Origin of the sequence: Azospirillum agricola (assembly GCF_017876095.1) — a bacterium.
In the GTDB taxonomy this organism is placed as follows: domain Bacteria; phylum Pseudomonadota; class Alphaproteobacteria; order Azospirillales; family Azospirillaceae; genus Azospirillum; species Azospirillum agricola.
Map to the genome: position 1 here is coordinate 14,297 of NZ_JAGINM010000003.1, position 25,702 is coordinate 39,998.

At 71.9% G+C, this 25,702-nt stretch carries 19 protein-coding genes; 12 read left to right on the forward strand and 7 right to left on the reverse strand.

Annotated features, from left to right (window positions below):
* Positions 1-27: 27 nt before the first annotated feature.
* Entirely contained in the window at positions 28-717 is a 690-nt protein-coding gene (locus J2847_RS04660; protein ID WP_209777355.1) for a helix-turn-helix transcriptional regulator, read from the forward strand.
* A gap of 111 nt (positions 718-828) precedes the next feature.
* Here the strand turns inward: J2847_RS04660 and J2847_RS04665 are convergent, their stop codons facing one another.
* A complete protein-coding gene (locus tag J2847_RS04665) occupies positions 829-2,157 on the reverse strand; it encodes a bacteriohemerythrin (RefSeq protein WP_209777357.1) in 1,329 nt (442 codons plus the stop codon).
* Between the two features lie 374 nt (positions 2,158-2,531).
* On the opposite strand from J2847_RS04665, the gene J2847_RS04670 reads away from it, so the two are divergent.
* The 11 genes from J2847_RS04670 (at position 2,532) to J2847_RS04720 (ending at position 18,359) form a co-directional block, all read left to right on the forward strand.
* Positions 2,532-3,239 carry a Crp/Fnr family transcriptional regulator gene (locus tag J2847_RS04670; protein WP_209777358.1) on the forward strand — a complete coding sequence of 236 codons (708 nt, stop codon included), beginning with the start codon at positions 2,532-2,534 and terminating at the stop codon, positions 3,237-3,239.
* A gap of 115 nt (positions 3,240-3,354) precedes the next feature.
* Positions 3,355-4,821 (forward strand): cytochrome c oxidase accessory protein CcoG, encoded by a 1,467-nt coding sequence (gene ccoG, locus J2847_RS04675; RefSeq protein ID WP_209777360.1) that lies wholly within the window; start codon positions 3,355-3,357, stop codon positions 4,819-4,821.
* 238 nt (positions 4,822-5,059) lie between these two features.
* Complete coding sequence (locus J2847_RS04680; protein WP_209777362.1) at positions 5,060-5,371, forward strand: PepSY domain-containing protein; 312 nt, start codon at positions 5,060-5,062, stop codon at positions 5,369-5,371.
* A 423-nt stretch (positions 5,372-5,794) separates the two neighbouring features.
* The gene (locus J2847_RS04685) at positions 5,795-6,322 is read left to right on the forward strand and encodes a hypothetical protein (protein WP_209777363.1); all 528 of its coding nucleotides are present in this window, start codon (positions 5,795-5,797) and stop codon (positions 6,320-6,322) included.
* 22 nt (positions 6,323-6,344) lie between these two features.
* Positions 6,345-7,460 carry a TRAFAC clade GTPase domain-containing protein gene (locus J2847_RS04690; protein WP_209777364.1) on the forward strand — a complete coding sequence of 372 codons (1,116 nt, stop codon included), beginning with the start codon at positions 6,345-6,347 and terminating at the stop codon, positions 7,458-7,460.
* 33 nt (positions 7,461-7,493) lie between these two features.
* Positions 7,494-9,293, forward strand: coding sequence for a hypothetical protein (locus J2847_RS04695; protein WP_209777366.1), 1,800 nt, complete (start codon positions 7,494-7,496; stop codon positions 9,291-9,293).
* Complete coding sequence (locus J2847_RS04700) at positions 9,290-11,392, forward strand: hypothetical protein (RefSeq protein ID WP_209777368.1); 2,103 nt, start codon at positions 9,290-9,292, stop codon at positions 11,390-11,392. Before J2847_RS04695 ends, J2847_RS04700 begins: the two co-directional genes overlap by 4 nt.
* 20 nt (positions 11,393-11,412) lie before the next feature.
* Positions 11,413-14,778, forward strand: coding sequence for an ATP-binding protein (locus J2847_RS04705; protein WP_209777369.1), 3,366 nt, complete (start codon positions 11,413-11,415; stop codon positions 14,776-14,778).
* Positions 14,779-16,928: 2,150 nt separating this feature from the next.
* Positions 16,929-17,387, forward strand: coding sequence for an EndoU domain-containing protein (locus J2847_RS34775; protein WP_325169330.1), 459 nt, complete (start codon positions 16,929-16,931; stop codon positions 17,385-17,387).
* An 8-nt stretch (positions 17,388-17,395) separates the two neighbouring features.
* Positions 17,396-17,755 carry a hypothetical protein gene (locus J2847_RS04715; protein WP_209777372.1) on the forward strand — a complete coding sequence of 120 codons (360 nt, stop codon included), beginning with the start codon at positions 17,396-17,398 and terminating at the stop codon, positions 17,753-17,755.
* A gap of 34 nt (positions 17,756-17,789) precedes the next feature.
* A complete protein-coding gene (locus tag J2847_RS04720; RefSeq protein WP_085554385.1) occupies positions 17,790-18,359 on the forward strand; it encodes a hypothetical protein in 570 nt (189 codons plus the stop codon).
* A 6-nt stretch (positions 18,360-18,365) separates the two neighbouring features.
* On the opposite strand, the gene J2847_RS04725 is transcribed toward J2847_RS04720, so the two are convergent.
* From J2847_RS04725 to J2847_RS04750, 6 genes are all read right to left on the reverse strand, one after another.
* The gene (locus tag J2847_RS04725; protein WP_209777374.1) at positions 18,366-19,814 is read right to left on the reverse strand and encodes a S41 family peptidase; all 1,449 of its coding nucleotides are present in this window, start codon (positions 19,812-19,814) and stop codon (positions 18,366-18,368) included.
* A gap of 70 nt (positions 19,815-19,884) precedes the next feature.
* Positions 19,885-20,418, reverse strand: a complete 534-nt coding sequence (locus tag J2847_RS04730; protein WP_209777376.1) for a hypothetical protein — start codon at positions 20,416-20,418, stop codon at positions 19,885-19,887.
* Positions 20,419-20,467: 49 nt separating this feature from the next.
* Complete coding sequence (locus tag J2847_RS04735) at positions 20,468-21,112, reverse strand: hypothetical protein (RefSeq protein ID WP_209777377.1); 645 nt, start codon at positions 21,110-21,112, stop codon at positions 20,468-20,470.
* A 28-nt stretch (positions 21,113-21,140) separates the two neighbouring features.
* Positions 21,141-23,039, reverse strand: a complete 1,899-nt coding sequence (locus J2847_RS04740; RefSeq protein ID WP_209777379.1) for a formylglycine-generating enzyme family protein — start codon at positions 23,037-23,039, stop codon at positions 21,141-21,143.
* Positions 23,040-23,042: 3 nt separating this feature from the next.
* Positions 23,043-24,938, reverse strand: a complete 1,896-nt coding sequence (locus tag J2847_RS04745) for an FtsX-like permease family protein (RefSeq protein ID WP_209777380.1) — start codon at positions 24,936-24,938, stop codon at positions 23,043-23,045.
* A complete protein-coding gene (locus tag J2847_RS04750; RefSeq protein ID WP_209777382.1) occupies positions 24,935-25,672 on the reverse strand; it encodes an ABC transporter ATP-binding protein in 738 nt (245 codons plus the stop codon). Before J2847_RS04750 ends, J2847_RS04745 begins: the two co-directional genes overlap by 4 nt.
* Positions 25,673-25,702: the final 30 nt, after the last annotated feature.

Sequence of the window (25,702 nt, forward strand, 5' to 3'; positions counted from 1 at the left end):
GAATCGCCTGGAAGGGATGTCTCACCCATGTCGCGCGCCGAACGCCTTCTCGACCTCGTTCAGCTTTTGCGGCGGCACCGCCGGCCGGTGAGCGGACGGGCGCTGGCGAACGAGCTTGGCGTCAGTCTGCGGACGCTCTACCGCGACATCGCCGTCCTTCAGGCCCAGGGAGCGCGGATCGAGGGCGAGGCCGGCGTCGGCTACGTCCTCCAGCCCGGTTTCCTGCTGCCGCCGCTGATGTTCTCCGAGGAGGAGATCGAGGCCCTGGTGCTCGGATCGCGCTGGGTGGCCGGACGGACGGACGGGCGGCTCGCCGCCGCCGCCCGCAACGCCCTCGCCAAGATCGCCGCCGTGCTGCCGGTCGAGCTGCGCGACGGTCTCGACGCCTCGACCCTGCTCATCGGGCCGGGAGAGGCGGCCGCGGCGGGCGACGCGGAATTGGCGACGATCCGGCAGGCGATCCGCTCGGAGCGCAAGCTCGTCATTTCGTACCGCGACCGCGACGGGGCGGACAGCCAGCGGGTCATCTGGCCCTTCGCGCTCGGATTCTTCGACCGGGTGCGCGTTGTCGTCGCGTGGTGCGAGCGGCGGCAGGCGATCCGGCATTTCCGCACGGACCGCATCCGGGCTTTGACCGAAACGGAGACGCGCTATCCGCGTCGCCGTCAGGCGCTTTACAAGGCATGGCGCGAAGCCGAGAACATCGCGCCGCAATAGGCCGCGCGGGTCGGCGGGACGATCCGGCGCTTCATCGCGTGGCGCGGGGCGAATGGGCTGGGCCCCGGGGAGAGCGCGGCCTTCGACATCGTTCCGGTCGATCCGGGGCCTTCAGCGCGGCACATACGGCAGATAGGTCATGTCCTCGCCCTGGATGTGGCTGGTCAGCCAGTGGCCGAGGAAGCGGTGAAGCTCCTCGCCCAGGCCGGGGGTGAAGGCGACCATACGGCGTTGCAACCCGCGCACCTCGTCGAGCAGCGCCGCGTGGATCCGCCGGTGGTGGTCGAGGTCGGGGTAGCCGCAGCGCTCCAGCAGCGCCTCCTCCCGCGCGAAATGCAGCGCGGTGTAGCCGAGCAGTTCGTCGAGCACGAACTCCACCGCCGTGCGGTCGCCCTTGTTGTCCTCGTAGGCGATCTGGTTGACCAGCGCCAGCAGCACCCGATGGTCGCTGTCGATCGCCGGGATGCCGGTCTCCATTTCCGCAGTCCATTCGATGGTGCGGGCGCCGGCGCGCGCCTCCACCACCTCCAGCAGGGCCTCGACCACCAGCGGGTCGAAATGCCTGCCCGACTGTTCGCGCAGGTGCGCCGCCACCCGCTCCGCCGGCCAGGGCTCCTTGTAGGGCCGGCGCGAGGACAGGGCGTCGTAGACGTCGGCCGCGCCGACGATGCGGGCGGCCAGCGGGATCGCCTCGCCGGCCAGACCGTTGGGGTAGCCGGTGCCGTCCCAGCGCTCGTGGTGGCATTCGGCGATGGAGGCCGCCAGGCGGAACTGGACGCTGCCGGCCAGCATCGTCTCGGCCTTGCGCAGGATGGCGGCGCCGCTGGCCGCGTGGGTCTCCATCACCGCGCGCTCCTCCGGCGTCAGCCGGCCGGGCTTCAGCAGGATGGTGTCGGGGATCGAAACCTTGCCGACGTCGTGCAGGATGCTGGCGACCCCGACATGGCGCAGGAGATCGTCGTCGATGCTGCCGGGGTAGTCGCCGCGCGCCCACAGCCGCCGGGCGGTCTCGTGGGTCAGGCGGGCGACGCGCAGCACATGCTCGCCGGTCTCGTTGTCGCGGTGCTCGGCGAGGTCGGCCAGCGCCACCAGCGCGATCTTCTGCGACCGCTCCGCGCTGCGCTCGTCGCGGCGCTGGTCGGTGACGTCCTGGGCCGACAGCGTCCAGCCGCCGCCCGCCAGCGGGGCGAGCGCGAAGGCGGCGATCACGCCGCCGGCCGACGCGTGGTCGTGGAACCGCCCCGGCGATGCGCCGTCGCACGGCAGGCCGAGGAAGGCGGTGACGGCGCCCAGACTGGCGCTGCGCCCACGGTCGGCCGCCGGGACCAGCCGTTTCCACAGGGCGTGGAACGCGCCGTTGGCGTGGAGCAGCGCCCCGTCGGGGCCGTAGACCGCCGCCGGCTGGGCCAGCGAATCCAGCAGCGCCGCCACCCCCGTCATGCGCCGCGCCGCACCGGCGCGCGCCCGGCGGCCAGCCGGTCGCGGAGGTTTGTCACGCTTCGGTTCATCACCCTCGGCATGGCGTGGAAAAACCGGAAACCCCGTCGCAAGTGCCATCGCTCATCGTCGCTCCTGAACGATCGTTTTCCGATCGTACCGATCCATGCGGAGCATAGCGGCGCTTTCCGGGAGTCGCCAGAGATTCCCATGGAAAAAATGTGGGAATGCGGGCTCCGGCGGGGGCCGCGCGGCTCCCCTCCTCATCGGGGCCGCCGCTCCGGCCTTCCGGAAAGGCGGCCTTGCCAAGTGCGCGCTTGCCTGGAGGCGCGCGCTGCCGCAGGCTCCGGACCAGCACCACCGCTGGAGACCCTGTCGTGCATCGCTACCGGACGGATGCGGCTTGGCTGGGCACCGCCCGATGCCGGAACTGCGCGATACGGGATCTCGTCCTGTTCGGCGATCTGCGCGATCCCGACTTCGGCCTGATCCAGCTCCCCATCGACGAGCTGAGGATCGAGCCGGGCGCCGCGCTCTACCATGTGGGCGAGGATGGCGGGTCGCTCTACACGATCCGCAGCGGCCTGGTGAAGCTGGTGCAGTTCCTGCCCGACGGGACGCAGCGCATCGTCCGGTTGCTGCGCTGCGGAGCCGTGGCCGGGCTGGAGGTGCTGGTCGGCCGGCCCTACGAGCACACGGCGGTGGTGTTGCAGGAGGCCGAGGTCTGCCAGCTCCCGCGCGCGGTGGTCGAGCGGCTGAGCAAGGAGACGCCGCGCCTCCATGCCCGGCTGATGGAGCGCTGGTACCAGTCGCTTCACCAGGCCGACGACTGGCTGACCGCGCTGTCGACCGGCAGCGCCCGCCGGCGGCTGGCCCGGCTGTTCCTGAAGCTCGCCGCGGATTGCCCAGGCGAGCCCGTCCGGCTGTCCGGCCGCGAGGATCTGGGGGCGATGCTCGGTCTCGGCATGGAAACGGCGAGCCGGACCATCGCCGAGTTCAAGCGCGCCGGACTGGTGCGTGAGACGATGCCGAACGTCTTCGTCTGCGACGGGCCGGCGCTGGAGGCCGTGGACCGGGAGGGATAGGCGGAATCCGGCCTCCGTTCCGCGCGGTTTGCGGATTCGCAAAGGCAGGGGAGCCGCGGCGGCCTAGCGTGGCGGAGAACCCGCAAGGCGGGTCCGACACCAAGGACGAGCGACCATGACCGTTTCCAGCGCCAGCGAGCCGCGCGGCGATGCCGCGCCGCCCGGAGGTTCCCTCTTCGCCGAGCATGCGAAAATCTACCCCAAGTCGGTCAAGGGCACGTTCCGCCGGCTGAAATGGCTGGCGCTGGTCGTTCTGCTGACCATCTACTACGTCCTTCCGTGGCTGCGCTGGGATCGTGGCCCCGGAGCACCGGACCAGGCGGTGCTCGCCGACATCGCGAACCGCCGCCTGTATGTCTTCTTCATCGAGCTGTGGCCGCAGCAAATCTATTACCTGACGGGGCTCCTGATCCTCGGCGCGGTCGGGCTGTTCCTCGCCACGGCGCTGGCGGGCCGCGTCTGGTGCGGCTACGCCTGCCCGCAGACGGTGTGGACCGACCTGTTCCTGTGGGTCGAGCGGCTGATCGAGGGCGACCGCGGTGCCCGCATCCGTTTGGACAAGGCGCCGTGGTCGGCCGCCAAGCTGGCGAGGAAGACGGCCAAGCACACCGTCTGGCTGCTGATCGCGTTCGCCACCGGCGGCGCCTGGGTCTTCTACTTCACCGACGCCCCGACGCTGGTGGGCGACGTGCTTCACGGGCGCCTGTCGTCCGACGCGCTGCCCTTCGCCGCCCTGTTCACCGCGACCACCTACCTGCTGGCTGGCATGGCGCGCGAGCAGGTGTGCGTCTACATGTGCCCGTGGCCGCGCTTCCAGGCGGCGATGGTGGACGAGGACAGCCTGATCGTCACCTACGAGGAGTGGCGCGGCGAGGGGCGCGCGCGTCTGCGCAAGTCCCAGAGCTGGGAGGAGCGCCGGTCCGAGGGGAACGGCGACTGCATCGATTGCGGGGCCTGCGTGCAGGTCTGCCCGACCGGCGTCGACATCCGCCAGGGGCCGCAACTGGCCTGCATCGGCTGCGGTCTGTGCGTCGACGCCTGCGACGACGTCATGGCGCGCATCGGCCGTCCCGGCGGGTTGATCCGTTTCGACACGCTGAACGGGCAGATCGCCCGGAGCGGAGGAGCGACGCCAAGCTTCCGCCCGATCCGGCCCCGCACCATCGTCTACGCCACGATCCTCGTCACCGTCGCCGGCCTGATGATCGCCGGGCTGCTGTTCGGGGCGCGGGTGAACGTCAGCGTGCTGCGCGACCGGGCGCCGCTGTTCGTCTCCCTGTCGAACGGCGAGATCCAGAACGCCTATACGCTGAAGATCCTCAACATGGTCCGTGCCGGCCGGGACTATCGGTTGGAGCTCGTCGGCATTCCCGGTGCCGAGCTGAGCCTTGCCGGTGCGCCGGAGGGCGCTTCGCGCAGCCTTGCCGTTCACGCGGATCCGGACAGCGTCGCCACCCACCGCATCCTCGTCCGTGTCCGCGCGGAGGCGCTGAAGGGGGCGTCGACGCCGGTGGTGTTCGTCGTAACCCCATTGTCCGGAGACGCCGCCGTTCGGCACGAAACCGTCTTTCTTGCTCCCTGAGCCGCCATGGGCGTCCGCCGGACGGCGGTCGCCGGCGGTGCCCAAGCCGGTTGTCCAAGCCGGCTGCGCATGTTGGCGGCCCATCCCGGCGGCCTCCGCCCCGGACGTCGATGATGCGCCCGATGTCCGCGCCCGTTCACCTGAACCGAAGCTGAACGGGCCGTTCAGGGATGGTTCAAACGCGGTGCGGCAGGATCGGCGTCATTGGATGACAACGAACCGCAAGGAAGGACGCATCATGAACGCCGTCAAGCTCGCCACCGCCGCCCTGGCCACCCTCGTCCTCGGCGCGGGCGCCCATGCGCTGGCGCAGACCGCCACGCCGGCCGTCCCCGCACCGACCCAGACGCAGACCGCGTCCGTCGCGGCGCCGATGGCGATTCCGGAGCTGGTCAACCGGCTGTCCGGCCAGGGTTACAGCGACATCAGCGAGATCGAGCGCAAGGGCGACAAGCTCTACGAGGTCAAGGCCCGCGACGCCCAGGGGCGCAAGCTGGAGATGAAGGTGGACGCCCGCACCGCCGAGATTCTGCACAGCGAGCAGGATTGACCGTCGCCGTGCCGCTGTCAGGTCGGGCTGTCGGAGCCCGCCCGGACAGCGGCACCGTTCCGTCGCCTGTTTCCTGATGCCGGCGGACCGGCCCGTGTTGGGCCGCGCAAGGGTCCTTGGCCGATTCCGGTGTGCGCCCCAAGCCATGTCGCGCGGAATGTCCGCGCGCAGGCGAGTCGGTCAAGCCGGCCGGGCCAGGAGCCGGTGGAAGCCTCCGGCAAGGGTACAGTCCTCCCCTCGCCAGGAACCAATCCAGCCTCGGGCATAACATCCACCTGCCAAATTCCGGATAAAATTCATACATTCGAATTCATGAATTCGAATGTATGACTAAGGAAAATATTGAAATTCTTTTCATTGAAGATGAAAAAATTAGTGGATAGCATCCAGATATATTGAGCTTATCCATAGGAGACATCGCGAATGATGCCCGAGGATATCGCACGTCTGGTGCGCGAAGCCTGCTCGGAGATTGCCGAGGGCGTGACATTCGAGGACACCGGGGACGGCGAGGGGATGAGCACCGGCTTCCTGGTCGGGATGGACGGCGGCGAGGGCGACGCGGAGTCGTTCTCCGTGACCTTCGGAATCAACGCGCCGGCCTACGAGGGCACGCAGAACCGGGAGTATCTGACCATCTCGTGGTGGATACCCGGTGAACAGATGCTCTCCGCTTCCCCGCTCGGGGATCCGGCCCTCTTCCCCATGCTGAACGAACTGAACCGTGAACCCGGCATCAAGTGCCGCCTGGATCTCGATGAGAACCGCAACCTGCCGAACGATTTCATCGTCGTCGAAACGGAACTGCTGACCCATCGCCTGGATCGGCGGGCCATCGTCCATTCCCTCGACCGCCTGCTCGACTTCGTCAGCTACCACGCGGCGCAGATGCGCCGCCATCTCACCGCGGAACTCGACGGTTTGCAGACCACGGCGGCCAGCCGCGCCTGATCCTTTGCCGAAAGGGGCCATCATGAGCGCCAAGCAGCCGGCCGGGGCGGCGCCGACGCCGTCCATGTCGCCCGCGCCGCCCGCGTCGCGTCGTGTGCCAAAGGTTGGAATCGTCGGGCACAGCCAGGCGGGGAAAAGCACCTTTCTCGCCGTTCTTCTCGAGGCGCTGGTCCAGCGCGATTACCGTGTCGCCGTCGATCCGGCGAACAGCGCCTATCGCGATGAGCTGACCGGATTCATCAACTTCGGCTTCTTTCCGCCGAAGACCCCGCTCGACGAGAAGCACCGCCGCGTCAGCCTGCATATTTCGAGCGACGTCCACCGCGCCGGTCTGGAGGTCGAGTTCTTCGACCACGCCGGCGAGATCTTCGAACGCGATCCCGACCGTTCGATCGCCGGCTGGTCCGAGAGCCGGCGGCAGGACATCCTGAAGGATCTTCAGGCCTGCACGGGCCTGATCGTGCTGATGGACCTCGAAGCCGACCCGGATCTGCTGCTGCGCACCTTCACCAACACCGTGGTCGACCTGCAGGGGCTGCTGGTCCGGTCGGGCGGGAACGGCCAGTCGCAGCAGAAGCTGGAACTGCCGATCGCCCTGCTGTTCACCAAGGCCGACATGCTCGGCTGGCAGCGCCGCCAGCGCATCCGGGACGCGCAGCGCTGGATCACCGAGCAGAGCCGCTACCGGAAGCTGACCGATCGCGTCAACACCTACTGCGCGAACGCGCATTACTATTTCTGCTCGTCGACGGGCTGGATCGAGGGGCGCCCCAACATCTGCACCGTCGTGCGTCCCCGGCCGCTGCCCGGTTCCAGCGCGAGCCTCAACGTTCCGGAAACCGAGCTGCGCGGCGAGAACATTCCCGATCCGGCGCTGAGCGCGGGGGAGATCGCGCGGGCGGCCACGCAGGACAACAGCACGCGCCTGCGCTTCATGACGGAGCTGCCGGTGTTCAACGACCCGCTCCGGCTGATGGCCGCGTCGGATCTGAAGCGTCGGATCCCGCCCGAAGCCGACCGCCTGGGCGTCCTGACCCTGTTCGGCAGCCAGGGCGACGGCGGACGCCGCAACACCACCGTCACCGCCTGGAACATCGTCGAGCCGGTGTTGTGGGCCGCCGGCCTCGAAGCGCGGTGAGACCGGTCGCGCATCATCGCTGAAGGAGCGTCCATGAAACTCTACGCCATCCTGCCGCTGCTGGCGCTGACCGGCGTGGCGACGCTTCTTCCCGGCCTCGCGCGGGCCGACGAGCTTCTGGTTTCCGGACGCAACGCCGGCGTCGAGGTGGTCGCGGCGGGCGATCCCTGGTGCGCGCGCGTTGTCCGGGTCCAGCTTCGCCTGAACCCCAAAAGCCAGCTGGTGGGGAACGTGGCGCTGCAACAGCGTGTCGTCCAGAATCTCGGCCCGCGGATCGAGGCGGACTGCCCGGTCGCCGAAAGCCTGAGAGCGGAGGCCACCGACCAGCGCGGCGCCCCCCTTCCCGGCGCGGCGGCGCTGACGGCGCAGCGGTCCGGCGGCTGGGCTCCCGTCGTCGGGCCGGCGCCCCCGCCGGCCGCGGCGCCCTCCACGGCGGCGCCCGCAGCCGCAGCCGCGCCCGCCGCGGTCCCCACGCCGCCGCCCTCCGCGCCGCGTCCGGCTGCACCGGACCCCGGACCCGCCCCGTCGGCGCCCCAGGCCGCCGTCGCGGCACCGCCGCCGGTCGCCGCGCCCGCCGATCCCGCCCCCGTCACCTCCTTCGGTCTCGACTTCTGGCTGGAGATCGGCTTCGCGCTTCTGCTCGGCGGTCTGGCCCTGGGGCTGCATCTGGTTTCGACCTCCCAAACCGCGGACGCGTTCCTCGACCAGCCCCAGGCCCTCCGGTCGCTGCGCGAGGTGCTGTTCAGCCAGCGCGGCAAGGCGTCGGACGATGGGCGCAACCTGGTGTTCATTTCGGGCGACGAGATGAGCCAGGAGTTCAAGATCGCCCTGAAGCGCGGGGTCTTTCTCCATGACGGCAACATGCGCCGCTGCTGGATGGCGCATGTGCCGGTCCCGCCGGGCGCCATCGCGCGGGTCGGGGCCGCCGCCGTCTCCGGCTCCCGCATCCTGGACACCAGCCGGCTGATCACCCTGCTGGATGAGAATTTGGGGGCCGAGCTGACGGTTTCGGTCATCGAGCGCGGTGCCCGCTGGCAGGTTCCGTTGCAATCCCCGCTGGAAACCAGGGACGGCTACCGGGTCCGCCTCCATCTCGCCGTCCACAGCTGGGTGCCGGTGCCCGCCGACGATCCGAGGCTCGGCAAGCTGTTCGAGAATTACCGGCACTACCGCAGGCAGGTCGGCACCTGGGGGCTGGAGGCGTTGCAGACGATCTTCTCCACCCGGACCTACGACGAGATCATGCGGAACGGCGACGAGACGCTGGAGCAGATCAACCGCCGCTGGCTTTCGGAGAAGCGGCGGCTGCTGCCCGATCTCGACGGGGTCGTGGAAACCCAGTTCACCGGGCTCGTCGTCAAGCCGCGGCAGGAGGCCGAGGAAACCCGCTTCACCCGGATTTTCAACAAGATCAGCTCGATGGAGCGCATCCTGGACCAGCGAGTGCTCGAATCGAAGGTCCTGCTGGACCGGCTCACCGACCGCACGGTCCAGGCGATCAGCCGCATCGACGCCGCCATGGCCGCGCTGGACGGCCCGGTCGTCAAGGGCAGCGACGGGACGAGCGGCAAGCAGCCCTCCTTTGCCGAGGGCATGGTGGCGAACACCCGGCACATCGCCGGCACCATGACGCAATCGCGCGACGGCGACGCCCTGGTCCGGCTGGTGCGCACACCGTTCCAGACCGCCAGGACGACCTTCGAGCAGGCGGCCGACGAGTACATCGCGGCATGCGCCGACCTCGCCACCGTGGTCCGTGGCGTGCGCCAGGAACAGACGCGAAGCGTCGCCAAGGAAAAGGCCGCCGCCTCCAAGGCCGAGGAGTTCGCATGAGCCGCCCCCTGCCATTCTCCAGGCGGCCGTCCTGGGCGCCATCCTGGCGGGTCGACGCCGCCGTGGTCCGCTTCGCGATGACCGTGGCGCGCCTGCGCCTGTCGGTCCTGACGGTGTTCGCCGCCCTCTACGGCGTGCAGATCGTGCTGTCGGTCAAGGCTCCGGCCGAACTGGTCTGGCTGGCCCCCACGGGGGCGGCGCTGCTCGCCGCATGGGCCTTCCTGTGCTGGCAGGTCGCCCGGCGAAGCTGGCCGCGGATCGTCCATCTGGCCGATGTGATCCAGCCCTTCGGCCTCCGGGCGGCCATTCCGCTGCGGATGCGTCATCTGGCCGGTCTGGTCGCCGTCATGGCGGTTCCCGGCTGGATCGGGCTTCTGGGGGCGATCGTCTTCGCTTCGCTGGTCGTCCATTTCCCCTGGGACGGACGGACCGCCTTCGACAGCTTGCGGGCCTCGCTGAGCGGTCTGGCCGTGCTCTTCGCCGGCTGTGCGCTGATCGGACCGGGCGGGCTGGATCTGGTGCCGTTCCTGTCGGCCGGCGCCGCGCTCGCGGTGGCCGGCGGCCTGTATCTCGTCTCGATCGTGCTGTTCCTCGAGATCAACGACGGGCGCAAACCCGGAGGGGTCCGGATGTTCACCATCGAGCAGAGGTCGCTGGTCGGCGCGGTCCCGCCGCTGGCGCTGCTCGCCTTCCCCGACGCCGGTCTGGCCCTGGTCCTGGCCGGGGGCATGTTCGTGGTGATTCCGCTGGCCGTCCTGCTGGTGAATCTTCTCAGCCTGCGCGGGGCGCGGGCCGACGCACGCCGCAGCCTCGACACCGGGGACATCCGGATGCAGCTCAGGATCGGCGACAGCGAACTGCTGGGCCTGGAGGATGTGGTGCGCGAGAGCGACGGCTATTTCCGTCTCTGCGCCCCGCATTTCGCGCGCGTCGATCCCACCCGGGCCCGTCCGGGCGCCGGGCCGCGCGGGATCATCGGCTGGATCGGCGGAGGCGACGACGGCCCGCTGCCGTCTGCCCTGGGCGACGTGCTGGTCTTCCGCAATCTGGGATGCCGTCCGGGTCCCTTCCTGCGGCTGCACGACGACCGCTGCACCGCGGCGCGGCGGGCACTGATCCAGGCGGCGCCCGATCTCGATCTGCCCGGCCTCGAACAGCTGCGCGACGAGTTCGACGACGAATGGGACGTCCGCCTGATGTCGGCCAGCGTTCCGGCGGCGGTCGGCAAGCTGCCGTGGGAGCAGCATGAGCTGGTGGTGATTCCGGCCGTGTGGGCCGGGACCCTGGTGTACCCGCCCGGCACCGGCCTGCATGACGGCGACGGGCTGCCCTGCCACCTCGACGCCGTCCAGGTGCGGGTGCAGATCCGCCCGGCGATCCTTCGGGCGGCGGCCGATCCCGACGCCGCCGATGCCGCCGGGCGGGAGCTGCTCGCCGCGCTGCTGGCCAACCACCGCCGCATCCTGCCCGGCGTCTACGAGACCATGCACACCTGTCTGGTGCGCGAGCTGCGGAGGTTCGCCCTGCCGCTGCTGTTCGAACACGAGGATCGCGAGGTTCTGGCCGAGGACACGCTGAAGAGCCTGCCGCAGACCCTGACCCGCACCGTGGTGGAGTGCCTGCCGCAGCCGCTCGCCCGGCTGGTGGAGGTGCAGGTCCTGTCGGTCGCCCAGCCGGACACGACCATCCTGTCCGACCAGCAGCGGCAGACGATCGAGCGTCTGCGGACCGTCGAGAGGAACAAGAGCATCGAGCGCTTCCGCAAGCTGAACGATCTGATGTCCGTGATCCGCGAGTATCTCTACAAGAGCTCCCCCGGCGACGGGCGGTTGGCGAAGAGCACCGAGCAGTACAGCCGGCGCCAGGGGATCGTCCTCGACGTCCAGAGGGCGGCCGAGGAATGCCGCGTCACCCTCAACAGCCGCCTCCAGCAGGCGGGGGCCGGACAGGACACCGGGATGACGGACCGGGCGGTCGAGGCGATCACCGAAAGCTACCAGGAATTCCGCGCGTCCTACCTGCAACGCAGCGCCGAGATGGAGCACGCCTTCCAGGGGATCCAGGAAGCGTTCCTCGACAAGAGCGACAGCGCGCACTGACGGCGGGAGCGGGGGCGGCCATGCGGATCATCGAGCCCGGCATCCTGGCCGGTCGCACGCCGGACGCGGGGACACCGGCCGGGCATCCGCCCGGCGGCTGGGATCACTGCCGCTTCCTGACCTACGCCGGCGCGACCAGCGACGCCGACCTGCGGGAGGAGGTGGTGAAGCCGGCCTGCTGGGTTCCCGGCGTCCAGCATGTCGTCTGCGGCCTGGAGGTGCCCCATCTTCCCGAGCCGTTCGCCGGCGCGCTGACCGGCGGATCGCGGGCCGAGATCCTGCGGCAGAACCGCCGCCGTTTCCACGACCAGTTCGGCCGCGTCGTCGGCGCCCTCTACACGCCGGCGGTCTACCGGGCCAACGCCCACGAATGGGACGTCGGTCACCATGTCTTCGACATCCGCCTCCTCAACAGCGCGGTCGGTGCGCGGGACGGGGCGGGCGGCTCCCCGATGGAGAGGCTGGGCAGCGTCGCCCCGACCCAGCTGCGGCTGCTGATCCTGGTGCGGGTCGCGGTGCGCCTGCCGAGCGGTTCCCCGCCGGACGAGGCGCGCCTGCGCGCGCTGGGCCGCGCCGTGGATCTGGCGCGCAAGGCGTGCCGGCAGATCCGCGCGCTGGCTCCGCGCGAGCTGACCCTGCGCGACATCCACTGGGCGTTCGACACGGCCGATTCCGCGCAATGCCCGCCCGGCCCGGCCGCCGGGCGCGACGACAGCGTCCAATGCTGGCTGACGCCGGGGCAGGCCTGGCTCGGCCCGGCGGAGGAGGGGCTGGGCATCGCCGACATCCGGCGGTCCTACGCGTTGAACGTCCCGCTGCCGCCGCTGCGGCGCGACCGCTACATGGAGCAGTTGCAGCCGCCCGCCGGGCGGACGGGCGATGCGCTGTACGCCTTGCCCGTCCCGCTGCCGGCGACCGGCTCCTCGCTGATGGCGACGCTGGCCGCGCTGACCTCGACCAGCCGGCCGGCCGGCCTGTGCCTTCGCCTGCAACCGACGATCAAGACCGATCTGGAGGCGAAGGCGATGCACGAGCGCCTCAAGACCCTGATGGATCTGGGGATCGAGAACGCGGCGACCCGGCATCTGGCGGTCACCCTGCTCCAGGAGGAGCTGTTCCAGGCCGCCATCCAGGTGGCGTCGACCGACGCGGACGCGCTGAACGAGATCGCCGCCAGCTACACCGGCGAGAACAGGCCCGACGGCCCGACCCCGGTTCTGGAAAGCCCGCGGCGCTTCGCCCTGGTCTCGCCGCTGGCCGCGCCGGAACGGGCGGTCGCGGCGTTCAACCTGGGATTCCTGGAGTTCATGCCGTGGGGCGCGGTGTCGAACGAGCTGCACGAGCGGACGTTGCTCGCCGGCAACCGGCCGCCCCCGGCCCCCGGCCTCGCCTTCGTCGGTCAGGCGTTCGCCCTGGAAAACCAGGAGGTTTTCCTGGCGCGCGACGCCGAGTTCGACCCTCGGCTGGCGCGCCAGCGCATGCTGATCACCTTCGACGAGGCGGTCGGGCTGTGGCGGCTGCCCGTGGTGGATCCGGGCGGCCAGGCCGGGGTCGCCAGCCGCCTGCCCAACCCGTTCGAGCAGTTGCCGGAGGAGACGCCGGACGACGGCGACGCCATCAGCATGGGGGTCGTCCAGCACCGCGGGCGGGCGACCGGCCAGCATTTCCGCCTGCCGCTGATCCGGCCGAAGCGTGTCACGCCGAACCTTGCCGGCGTCGGCGACCGCGTGCTGATGGTGGCGGGCTCGCCGGGATCGGGCAAGACGAACTTCTGCCTGTCCTTCCTCGGCCAGCTCTGGGACAACCGCCCGCGCGGCGGTGCCGCGCCGCGCGCCAAGTATCCCTATCTGGTGATCGATCCGACCCGCGGCAACGAGTTCCGCCAAGTGATGCGCTACGCCGGCGACGACCTGCTGATCTTCACCGTCGGCGACGGCCGCTGCTCGGGCTTCCGGTTCAACCCCTTCATCGTGCCGCGCCAGGTCAGCGTGCAGACCCACGTCAGCCGCCTGATGTCGTGCTTCAAGGCCGCCTACCACATGTGGGATCCGCTGCCGGCGATCTTCGAGATGGCCATCAAGCGCGCCTACCAGGGGCGGCGGCGGCCGCTTTGGGACAAGCGCCATCCCGGCGCGCCGTGGCTGGCGGCGGAGGACTTCCCGTCCGGCCCCGGCGAGCCGTTTCCCGATCTGGACGACGTGATCGGCGCCATGGGGCGTGGTGGCAGCGGTGCCCCGGAAGAGGGGCCGGAGCTGTGGAGCGTCGACGGCCGGCCCACCGTGATGCACGAGCAGCGCGGCCTGTGGGGCGGCCAGACCGAGAACGCGGCGACCATCGTCGCCTCGACCTTCCTGCGGCTGGGCAGCCTGCGCGACAGCTTCGGCCACATCCTCGGGGTGGGGCGGGGCGCCGACCCGCTGGTCGACATCGCCAAGCTGCTGGAGCGGCCGGTGGTGCTGGAGATGGGCATGGTGGGCGACAGCCAGGCCCTGTCCCTGATCATGGCCTTCCTGCTGTCCTGCCTGCGCGGCACCATCGAGACCACCGGGCCGGCCCTGCGCGGCGCGGCGCGGGCCGCGGGCGGCGGCTGGCTCAACATGCTGGTCATCGAGGAGGCCCACCTCCTGCTGTCCGCCGAGGGCGGCGGCGGCGGGAAGGACGCGGGCAACTCCAAGGCGCAGGCCGCCGAGGACATCAACAACATGCTCGCCGAGGTCCGCAAGTACGGCCAGGGCGTGATGCTGCTGGACCAGCGGCCGGGGTCGCTGGTGGGCGGCGCGATCGACAACGCCTACGCCATCTGCATGCACCGCCTGAACGAGGAGAAGAGCTTCGCGCAGTTCAGCCAGCTCCTCAACCTCAGCGCCGACCAGCAGCGCTTCGCGCGGACGGAGCTGCGACCCGGCGAGATGATCACGCTGGACCGCCGCAGCGGGCTGCCGGTGCTGGTCCGCCCGCCCGACGAGGGGACCAGCGACGCCAAGCTCGACGACGCGAGCGTGCGCGAAGCGATGCTGGCGCGGCGCGAGGCGGTGCGTCTGGAGCCCGCGCCCCGGCCGGATCCGGGGCCGGCTCTGGGGCCGGCTCCGAACTCCCCGGAGCGTCCGCCCGCGGCGGAACCGGATCTGTCGGCGGCGATCGTCGCGCATGGGCTGGGCGAGCGGTTCGGCAGGCTGCGCGATCAGGTGGCGGGCCTGCCGGATGAACCTCCGGGCGGACGCGGCGCCTGGACCCTCTACGATTCGGCGGGCCGGCTCCGCTGGGAGCTGGGGCGGCATGGTGTGCGGGTCTCCACCCGCGACGTGCTGGCTCTGGCCGTGGCGGCGGCCGGCCGGCCCGACCCGCTGACCGATGCCTTGCTGGCCGCCGTGAAGGAAACCGCCTGATGCGCCCGCGCCCCCCTTCGCCCCGTCCGCCGGCCGCGCGGCCCGCGGCTGTCCGGCCACCGCCGCCACGGCCCCGCGCGCGGCCGGCGGCACGCCCTTCGGCGTCACGTCCGGCGCGCCACGCCCGCGTCACCCGTTCCACGGCACGGCCAGCCGCGGCGCGCCGTCCGCAGGCGCGTCCGGCTGCCGCGCGCAGGACCACGCCGCGGCCCCCGCGGCCCCGCAACTCCCCGGTCCGTGTCCAGGCGCGGCGCGGCCGGACCGTCCGGACCCGGCGGCCGGGTGCGGTGGCGACGCGCCCCCGCCCCCGACCGGCCCGCGCCCGTCCGACCCGCGCCACCCAACCGCGCCGGGCCGGGCCACGCCCGCCCGCGCGGCGCCCGTCCGCCCGTCCCGCGGCGGCGCGAGCCGCCAGACCACCCCGGCCGGCCACTCCGGGCGCTCGTCCGGCCCATGCCCCGGCGCCCCGGCTACGGCGCGAGCGGCAGGCCCGTACCCAGCCCCGCCCCCGCCTGCGCGGTCCCGGCCGGGCGGCGGCCCGGACGACGAACCGGCCGCGCCAGCCCCGGCCACCCGCCGCCCGCCGTCCGGCGGCGGTTCGGCCACCCCCCCGCCCGCCGAGCGGGACGGCTGCCCGTCCGGTCCGGGCACGGTCCGTCCGTCCGTCGCGCAGCCGTCCGGTGGCGGCGCGGCCACCCCGTCCGCCCGCCGTCCGCCGGGTCGATGACAGCCGGGTGCGCGCCACGCAGCGCCCTTCGGTCAGAACGGCCCGCCCACCCGCCCGTCCAGCGGCGCGCCGGCCGCGTCCGGCCCGGCCCAGCGTCTTGCGGCCCAGAGCCATAAGGCCGGGCCCCACACGGCAGCGATCGACGGGGCCGACGGCGCAGCGTGGGCGTGCCCGTCCGCCCCATGCCCGCCCGCCGGCCGGTCGGCCGGCGAGGATCCTTCCCTCGCAAACGCGCCGGGCGGCCACCCGGACGGTCCGCCCGCCGGCCAGCCTGCGGGCTGACCGTCCGCGCCCGGCGACGGCCAAACCCGCCCAGGCCCGCCGGGCCGCGGTCCGTTCCAACCCGGTTGCGCCGCGACGGGGCCAGACGGCGCGTCCACCGCAAGCCGCCGCGCCACGCCGCGCGCCACGGCCGTCGGCGGCGCGTCCTCCCCGGGTGGCGGCGCGCCCGGTGCGGCCGGTGGCCACGCGGGGAGCCGGCGCGCGTCAGGCTCCGCCGCGCGCGCGCCAGGCACGGGGGGCTGGGCAGCGGCCGGCCGTGCTGCGTCCCGCCGCCCGCCGTCCGGCGGCGGCGACCCGCCCGACCCGCGTCAGCCCCCCCCGCGTGCCACCGGCTCGCCCGCCGCGCCCGCCGGGCCGACGTCTCCCCGCGCCGTCGCGGCCGAGGCCGGCCATGGCGCAGCGGGCCCGGCCACCGGCCACGCGGGCGATCCTCGACCGCCCTCTGCGCTCCCGCCAGCCGGGAGCCGCCCGGCCACGCGTGATTCCACCGCGCGCGACCCGAACCCTGGCGCCGCGGCCACGGCGGACCCGCGTCCAGGCGCGGCCGGTTGCCCGGCCGGCGCAGGCACCGCGCCCACGATCCCGGACATTGCCGCTTCGACCGCCGGCCAGCCGTGGCTCCACCGCGCCACGGGTCCGGCAGACCCGGCCGATGCCGCCTCCTCCGGGGGCCCGGCAGGCGACCGCCCGCCCACCCGCCTCGGCCCGCCTGTCCGCCCCGCGAGCGGTCGCGACACGGATGGTCGGCGCTCCCGCCCCGGAGCGCCGGGCGGCGCTGGTCACCCGCCCGCTTCCCCATCCCCGTCTGGCCACCGCGACCGGCCCGCGTCCGCAAACCGCCGCCGGCGTTTCCGCGACACGTCCGGGGCGGGCACGGCCGCCGTTCGGCATGGCCTCTCCGGTGCACGCCACCGATGGGCCGCGCCGTCCGGGCGGCACGGCCCGCCCCGGCTCCGGCGTCAGCGTCGGCCATGCGACGACGGCGCCCCCGGCCGTCCCGCCCCCGACGGCCGGCGGAGGCGGGCCGCGCCCGCCGGGGGGAGGGCCGCCGCGCCCGCCCGGCGGAGGAGAGCCGCCGGAGCCGCCGCGGGGCGGCGGTTCGCCCGGGTTGGGCAGGGCGCCCCCGGCTTCCGGGACATCGGTGCGGGATGGAGCGGCAACGCCCCTTCCGAAGGAGATCGCTTCCTTCTTCCGTGGAATTCCACTGACGCCCGCGCTGGGGCACCATATCCAGCACGCGGAAGTAAGAGGCGAGGGCAACCGGCTCGTCGGATTCCACCACGCTCCCAACGGCGTGATGCCAAGCGGCATCACGACCGTGTCGCGCGAGGCGCCCGACAGGAACGGGGTGTACAGGATCGTCTACACTCATGCCTCGGCTCCCGGCGCCGGTTCCAAGGGGACGACCATGTTTCCCGACCGGATGTCGCATCAGGAGATCATGAATGCCGTCCGTCATGCCCTCGACAACCCGACCCACTGGAATGGAACATCCTACTTCGAAGGCCCGTCCGGTCATGGTTTCACCATAGGCGGCCATATCCGTGACGGCGTGATAGGAACCGCCTTCCCCATTTCCGAGACGCCGTTCAAGACATAGGTTTCACGATGCCCACGGAAAATCGACACAGCAACCTTGTGAACATCGGCGTCGACGACGCGGGAAGACTCGTTCTGTACCCAGCGGAAAAATCTCTGGATAATTTCGCCGATCTTTCTCTCTATATAAAAACTGATCTAAGCAACAGTATGGCTGTCAATATTATTTCGACAGAAATGTGCTCTGTCGAGAATGGATTAAAAGAAAAATCACAATACAGTGGTGATATGTATTATACAGATATATATAAAAATAAAGTCGTTGTCGGAAATCTATTCGAAGATGAACCGATGTTTGCACTGTCGTTTGATGAGATGATGGATATCATCATCGATCTGAAGAATGTCGCTGTTAAGCAGCGACCATGATTCCCCCCTTCGTCCGGCGGAAGGTCACCCGATCATGCTCTACCTTCTCTACATCTACGTGCGCGAGATCCTTGGCCGGAATGTGACGCGGCTGGTGACGTCGGAGCTGATCGTGGCCGTGGCCGTCGGGTTCCTGTACGGGTACGGCGTGCTGACGGCGGATCTGGTCGGGCACAACGTGCCGGTCGCGCGCTTCACCGAACAGGTGCTGGCCCTTGCCGGCATCGGCCTCGGCGCCTGCCTCACCGCCGTGACCATGGCGGTCCGCCTGTCCGACGCCGATTTCGCCGACTATCTCGCGACGGAGGTGCCGTCCGCGTCGGTGAATTTCGACGCCGTGCTGTTCAAGCTGTCCTGGACCGCAGTGGTGAACTGGGCGACGCTGATCCTCAGCACCGGCGTTCTGCTGCTGTCGCCGGGCAGCGCCAGCCTGTTCGATCCCCATCTGGCGGCGGGCTGGAAGATCATCATCGCGCTGCAACTCGCGCTGCTGGTCTACGGGGTCATGCTGCTCTTCGCGACGGTCCTGACCATCAGCGTCCTCGGCATCCAGCGCTGGCGCTGGCGCGAGAGCCGCCAATACGGCCGGGCCGGCGACGAATAGCGGGACTCAGCGGCGGCCCAGCCGGCGGCATTCAAAGAGCGTTCCGCGCGGCCACACGCCGGAAAGCCGGCTGCACAGGGCATCCGCCTCGGCCGCGTCGGCGAAGCCCTCGATCACGACCTGCCGCAGGGCGGAACGGCCGGGAGTGCCGCCGCCCGGCGCCGGAACGATGCGCACCTCGCGCTTCTCCCCCACCGCCAGCAGCGCCGCGCGCACCTGCTCCTGCCGGGTCCGGGCGTTGCCGTCCCTGCCGAAGGCCCCGAAGCCGATCGCCACCCCGTTCCCGGCCGTGCGCCTGGCGCCGCTTTCGGGCGGCGCTCCGACCGGGGCCGCCTTGGCCGGGATTGGTTCCGGCACCGGGTCGCGAGGGAGACCGGCGAGGATGGCCGGCAGGTCGGCGATCAGCGCGTCGGCGTGGCGGCGCTCCGGGGGCGCCGCGTGCGTCGGGGTGATGCCGGCGTGGTGGCAGCGCTCGCGGTTGCGGCCGGTCACCTCGGCGACCGGCAGCGACAGGTCGCCGCCGGTGGCGAGGTCGAAGCGCCGCAGGATCACGCATTTGCCGAAGGTGGTTTCCCCGACCACCGCCGCCCGTCCGCCGGACGCGAGCAGCAGGGCCGCGATCTCCGCCGCGCTCGCCGTCGCCGCGCCGACCAGCACGGTCACCGGCGTGCGCAGCCCGGCGGCCGGGGCCTCCGGATCCTGTCCGGCGATGATGGCGCCGTCGCCGTCGCGGGTTTCCAGATGGCCGAGCGTGTCGCCCGCCGGGAAGAACAGGCCGGCGACCGCGAAGGCCGAGAAGGGGCTGCCGCCGGGGCAGTAGCGCAGGTCGAGAACCACCCGCTTCCCCGGTGCCCGCCGGATCGCCTCGGCCACCTGCCATTCCGTCTCGCCGACGACAAAGGCGTGGATGCGGATGACGATGGCGTCACCGGCCGTCCAGCTCTCCAGCGCCGGTCCCGGCTGGCTGGAAACCGGCAGGGCGACGCGGAACGGCGCCCCCTCCCGCTCGTCGTCCCGCCGCAGCGTGAACTCCACCGGACCGCGCAGCCGTGGATCGCCCAGCCGCTTCACCGCCTCGCCCATCGACCGCACCGGGGTGCCGCCAATCGCCAGCAGGCGCGCCGCTTCCGGCAGGCGACGGATCGCGGCGCGGCGCGGCACCAGAAGCAGGCCGCGGCGGTCCTCGACCAGCGTGACGCCAAGGGAGACCGCCCGGCGCTCCGCCCGTTCCTCCTCCGGCCGAACCATCCCGTCGGAGATGGCGATCAGCGGATCGATCGCCGCCAGCGCCGCCGCGATGCCCCGGTCGAGGCCGTCATGGCCGCGTGGGGGCGGGGAGCGGACGTAATGCTCCTCCAGGAGGGCGCGCACCTCCGCCGGCCGGGATTCGGCGCCGGCCGGCGGGGCCGGGCCGAGGGCGCCAAGAAGAAGCGCGCCGACGACCGCGCCCAGCAAGCGCCGCCGTCTCCGGTCTCCGCCGTCCGGGCACCGGTTCCGGACGCCGGTCAGGGCGGCCATCCCGCGCTCAGGATGTCGGAGCGGAGCGCGGCTTCATCGCCCGCTCGTAGGCTTCGGCCTGCGCCCGCAGGCCGGCGATCTTCCGCTTCGCCTCGTCCAGCTGGCGGCTGCGCTCCGCCGGGTCGAGCGCCGGGTCGGCCTGGACGGCGGCGATCCGCTCCTGGAGCGCCGCGATCTGGCGGTCGAGCTCCGACGCCTGCGCCGCGTTGACCGCCGCACGGTCTTGCAGGCCGCGGATCCGCCGGCGCAACGCCGCGAGGTCGCGGTCGAGCGCCATCGCCTCGCGCGTCAACCTCGCCTTCTCCCCGGCGTGGCGGTCGCGGTCCTGCGCGAGCGACAGGGAGGTCCGCTGCTCCTCCCCCTCCCCCTCCCGGGCCTGCTGCAACTCCGCCCGCTGGGCGGCGACGTTCTCGTCATATTGGCCGGACCACAGGCCCGCCACGCCGCCGACGAACCCGCCGCGGCGGGGATCGTTGGAGACACACCCCGCCGTCAGCAGGGCAAGCCCCGCCACGGCGATCCGAACGCCCATCCGCGCCATCGCGATCCCTCCCGCAAGACAATTCGCAAATCAACGGGCCGAGGCCGGCTCACCCCCGGCTGCCGACGCTGCGAACCCGGGCGGAATAGGCCTGGAGCAGCTTCTTCAACTCGGCCTCCTGCTTGTCCAGTTGGCGCATCTCCCCCTGCCACGCGCTCAGTTCGGCGGCGTTCCTGCCCTTCTCGGCCTGGGCCTTCGCCAGCAGCGCCTTGCTTTCGGCCAGCTTCTTGCCCAACTGCTCGACCTGTTGCTGCGCCGCCTGGTGCTCGCGCTCGGTCTTCGCGCTCAGGTCCCGCTGCGAGGCGAGGATCACGCGGCCCTGCGCGGCGTCGCGCTTCTGCTTGCGGATCTCCTTGTCCAGGCGCGCGATCTCCGCCTTCAGCCGCCCGTTGTAGTCCTTGAGCGCGGCGTGGCGCTGCCGGGCGAGGGTGGTTTCCGCCTTGATCATCTCCTCGGTGTCGACGTAGGCCTGCTTCTCGTCGGCGACCAGGCTGCCGATCAGCACGCCCAGGCCGAGGCCCACCGCCGCGCCGATGGCGGCGCCGTCCCCCCCGCCCGCCAGCAGCCCGATGCCGCCGCCGATCGCGACGCCGATCGCGCCGGCCTCGACCAGGGTCTGGGTACGGTCGCTGGTCTGGCACGCCGTCAGCGACAACGCGACGACGGCGGCGACGCAAAGCCTCGATCTCACCATTGTGCCTCTCCTTGTTCCGTGAAGCCGTTCAGTGCGTTTCCCTGTATTCCCGAGCGAGATTCATGAACTGATTGCGCCAATCGTCCGGCGAAAGGCTTCCGCCGATGATGGAAAGCGCGTGCTGCCGGGTCGCCCGCAGGGAATGGGTCTTGATGGGGTCCGAGATGCCTTTCGACGCGAAATACGCCGCCGCATCGTCATGGGCGTCGTTGATGCAGGCGGCGTCCCGGTCGCTGACGGCGGCCAGTTGCCGGACGACGTCCTCGTAGACGGTGAACTCCGTCTCGAAATCCCGGAGGCTCTGGCCGTTGCGCCGCCCCATGGTGTCGAGGGTTTCCCGCGCGTGATCGTCGAGCGTGACGGCGCCGGAATGGATGGACGCCTCCAGCTCCGTCGCGGCCGTCTCGAAATAGAGCGCTTCCAGCAGGAAGCGGATCTGGTTGTCGGCCACGCTGCTTCCCGCCCGCATCAGCATGCGGCAGAGCTGCTTGTTCTCCTCGGCGATGCGGCGGTGGGCGGCGGCCAGCTTCTGCTCGACCTCCGCCACCAGCGCGTTCGCCCGGTCGCCGCGGGGCGGCGTGTTGGCGGAGGAGCGGAGCGCCTCCTCCGCCACCGCCTGGAGGCTGCGCACCGACAGGCCGAGCGGCGTGACGTCGCGGCAGCCCCTGGTCGCGGTTTCGGCCGCCAGGCTCTCCACCGTACGCACGAACCGGGTGGTCGGCTTGTTGACCGAGCCGACCACCGGCCGGATGCCGGTGAACGGATCCCGCCCCGGTCCGGCGAAGGTCGGCAGGCCCGAGGGTTCCCCCGGGGGATCGCCGGAGGGATTGGCCGGCGGCAGCCACGCGTAGGGGCGGAACTCCGACCGCAGCGCGTAGGTCAGCAGGCTGCTGTCGTTCTGCCAGCTCCCGCCGCGCGCGGTGATCCCCCCGGCCTTGCCCTGGCTCATCTCGGTCAGGAACATGCCGGCCGAGAGTTCCTGGACGTTGCCCAGGATGTCGAAGAAACCGCCGGGGGAGGGCAGGCGGTCGCCGCCGATGCGCCGCACACCGGTCACCAGATCGTCGTCGGCCACGGGGGCGCCCTCCTCGGAGCGGGAGACGGCGTAGCGGTGGAAGTCGGCCGGCTGCTGGTACGGCTGGCTCCGGGAATAGCTGCGGTCGCGCAGCGCCGGCAGCCCGCCGCGCGCCGCGTGCTCCCACTCGATCTCCGTGGGGAGGCGCAGGAAGCCGGGGGCGCCGTCCAGCGTCGCGGCGTTGGCGATGACGGTCAGGCAGGCCCGGTCGGCGTAGCACCAGCTGTTGTAGCGCTCGAAGAGCTGCTGGACCTCGGACAGCGACAGGCCGCGCGCCGGATGGGACAGCGCCAGCGTCCGGTTGGCGGCGAGCTGCCCCCGCGTCCATCCGGCGAGTTGCCGCGCCTCCGGCTGGCCCCGGGCGGCGTCCAGGCCGGCCAGGATGGACCGCAGGCCGGCGTCGATGTCGCCGTCTCCGGCGATCGCGGCGGCCTGACCCAGCGTCAGCTCGTACTTGCCGAGATAGTAGAACCAGTTCTCCGCTCCCTCGCCGGGCGGAAAGGCGCCGGCCACCGGCACCTTCTGCACCGGCGCGAACGGGTCGTTTCCGCTGCCGTTCCCCATCGTGACGAGACGGCCGCGGTCGCACCAGAAATGCGCGCCCGGCACCTCGACGCGACGGAACACCAACTCCAGCCGCCCGCCCGGCATCGGCAGATGCAGCTCCGTCTTCGAGGGAACGGTCGAGGGGCACGGATCGAACATCATCCGGTCGCCGCCGTCGGCCGGCCGGCACGCCAGCGTCTCCGCCGCCGCCTCCGCCGGCTGCGAAGCGGGGGCGGCATGCAGGGGGCGCCCGATCCCCGCCGCGGCCAGGCAGGCCAGGACACCCAGGGCGGCGCGGACGATCATGGCTCAGGCCTCCCGAAGCGCGACGGCCGGATCGATCCGGATCGCGAACAGGCCGGCGACGAACGAACTCGCCGCGGCGACGGTGACGGTGATCACGGACGCGAGCGCCAGATGCCCGGCCGGAAGGTGGCAAAGGCTGCTGCCGGGCGGAAGGCCCAGGGTGAAGCTGGTGTTGATGACGTGGGCCAGGGCGAGGAAGGCCCCCAGCGCCAGCGCGGCGCCCATGCCGGCGATGCCGACGCCCTGGCACATCGGGAAGCAGAACATCGCTCCCTGCCGCATCCCCATCAGGCGCATCATGCCCAGGTCCTTGCGCTTGCGCTGGACCGAGGCGTAGAGGCTGGACACCATGGCCGCGATGCCGCCGGCGATGCCGACGACGGCCACCAGCCAGAACAGCCGGGTCAGGCCGCGGTCCAGCATCGCCACCTTCCGGATCTCGCCGAGTTGAGCCACGGTGTCGATGCCCTCCTCCAGCAGGGCGCGGTGGAGGGGCTCGACGTCGTCGATCGTCGCGGCGTAGAGGCGGAAGCCCCGGTTGCCCGCCTTGGCGAGGACGAGGCCGCGCCGCTCCGGGTCGTAGACGACCCGCCGGTCGACGCCGGTGCGCAGCATGCCGAGCAGATCGGCCGGCACGATCAGGCGGTCGCCGTCGATGCGGCCGGCGACGCGCAGCGGCACGCCGGCCGACCCGCCGGCCGACAGGTTGCCGAACCGCAGCTCGACGGTCCCGGCGTCGCCGATGTCGAGCTCCGACGGGACCAGGGCCTGGGCGATGGATGGGAAGGACACCTCCGCGTTGCGGCTGGAGAAGGCCGGCCATGGCGTGGCCGGCAGGCCGGCGCGCTCCGCCGGTTCGGGGTCGGGCGACAGGCCCACCACGGCGACCGGGTGCCGGTGCGATCCGGCGGCGGAGGTCGCCGTGATCTCCGCCGCGCCGTCGGCCTGGGGCAGGATCAGCGCACCGCGTCCGCGCAGCTGGTCGGCGACGGTGCCGAGGCTGCTCCGCTGCACCGCCCCCGCCGCGACTCGCAGCCGGTAGACCGCTTCGGTCGCCGGCACCGTCAGCCCCAGCTCGGCCGCCAGTTCCGCCCTGTCGATGCGCCCGCCCTCGGTGAAGCCGGTGCCCAGCGTCAGCCGCGCCTCGTCGGCCGGGCTCAGCGGAGCGGGCAGCAGGAGGTAGGCGCGGTCGAAGCTGGGGTAGGGAACGGGCGTCGTGCCCGTCCAGCCACGCTGCGGAACCGCCTTGCCCTCGCGGAAGGTCTCGATGTCCTCGGCGAGGGCGAAGGGAACGTAGAGCCGCTCGATCGGGTCGGCCCGCGGGTCGAGCACGCCGGCCACCGTCAGGGCGGCGCGGACCGTCTCGCCCGCCCGCCGCTCGATCACCATCTCCAGGACGTCGCCGGCCGCCGCCCTCAGCTTTTCCGCCGCCGCGAAGCTCAGCACGCCTTCGCCCTCGGCGGGCGGGCGGGCGCCGTTGGCAGCGATCAGCGGGTCGTTCGCCGTGGTCGGCAGCAGGTCGACGAACTCCTGCCGCTCCAGGCCCGGCCGGCCGAGCAGCACGCTGGAGGCCCCGCGCAGGATGTTGGGGACGACGTAGGCGACGTCCGGGCGTTGCGCCATCCGTTCGAACCACCGGGCGTCGTACTCGCGGCTGCGGAGAGGCTCCAGCCCGCGGAACGCCGGATCCTGGACCAGGCGGGTGCGGTAGGCCTCCACCGTGCCGTGCTTCAGACCGAGCAGCAGCAGGATGGGCGTCATCACCGCGGCGACCGCCAGCGTCATGCAGGCCGTGAGGACCCATTCATGGCGCAGGTCGGCCAGCGCCAGGGCCGGGCCGAGCAGCCACGCGCGCTTGCCGCGCGGTGTCAGGGTGCCGATGCCGACCGCGCCGGTCATGACGGCCGGTCCGCCGGGGCTTCGACGCGGGCGCAGCGCGAGCGGACGACGCCGTCGCCGCCCGCGTCCACCGTGAAGCCGTAGATCCGGTCCGCCCGGCCGCGCACCAACTCGATGTCGTGGGTCACCATGACGACGGTGGTGCCCGATGCGCGGGCGAGCCCTTCGATGTCGGCGACGATCCGGACGGCGCGCGCGCGGTCGACCGCCGCGGTCGGCTCGTCGGCCAGGAAGATGGCCGGGTCGTGGACGAGAGCGCGCAGGATGGCCGCGCGCTGGCGTTCGCCCCCCGACAGCGTCTGCGGCATCTTGGCGAGTTCGCGATCGATGCCGAAGCGCGCGGCCATCTCCCTTACCCGCGCGCGGTCGGGCGGCAGGCCCAGGATGCGCAGCGGCAGCAGGATGTTGTCCTCCACCGTCAGGAACGGCAGCAGGCCGCCGGTCTGAAGGACATAGCCGAACCGGGCGGCGCGCAGGCGGGCCAGCCTGCCGTGGTCCCGCGCCCCCCAGATCCGCCGCAGGTCGCAGGGCGGATCGCCGAGGGTGAAGGCGTCGGACGCGGTCGGGCGCGACACCAGCGCCAGGATGTCGAGCAGCGTGCTCTTTCCGCAGCCGCTCTCGCCGACGATGGCGACGAACTCGCCGCGGTGGGCGTCGAACTGCGGGACATGGAGTTCGAACGCCGTTGTCGACCGTCCGGCCCCGAGGCGCTTGACCAGTCTCCGTAGGGTCAAGGCGGCGGCCGGCGATCGCGTTCGGGCCGC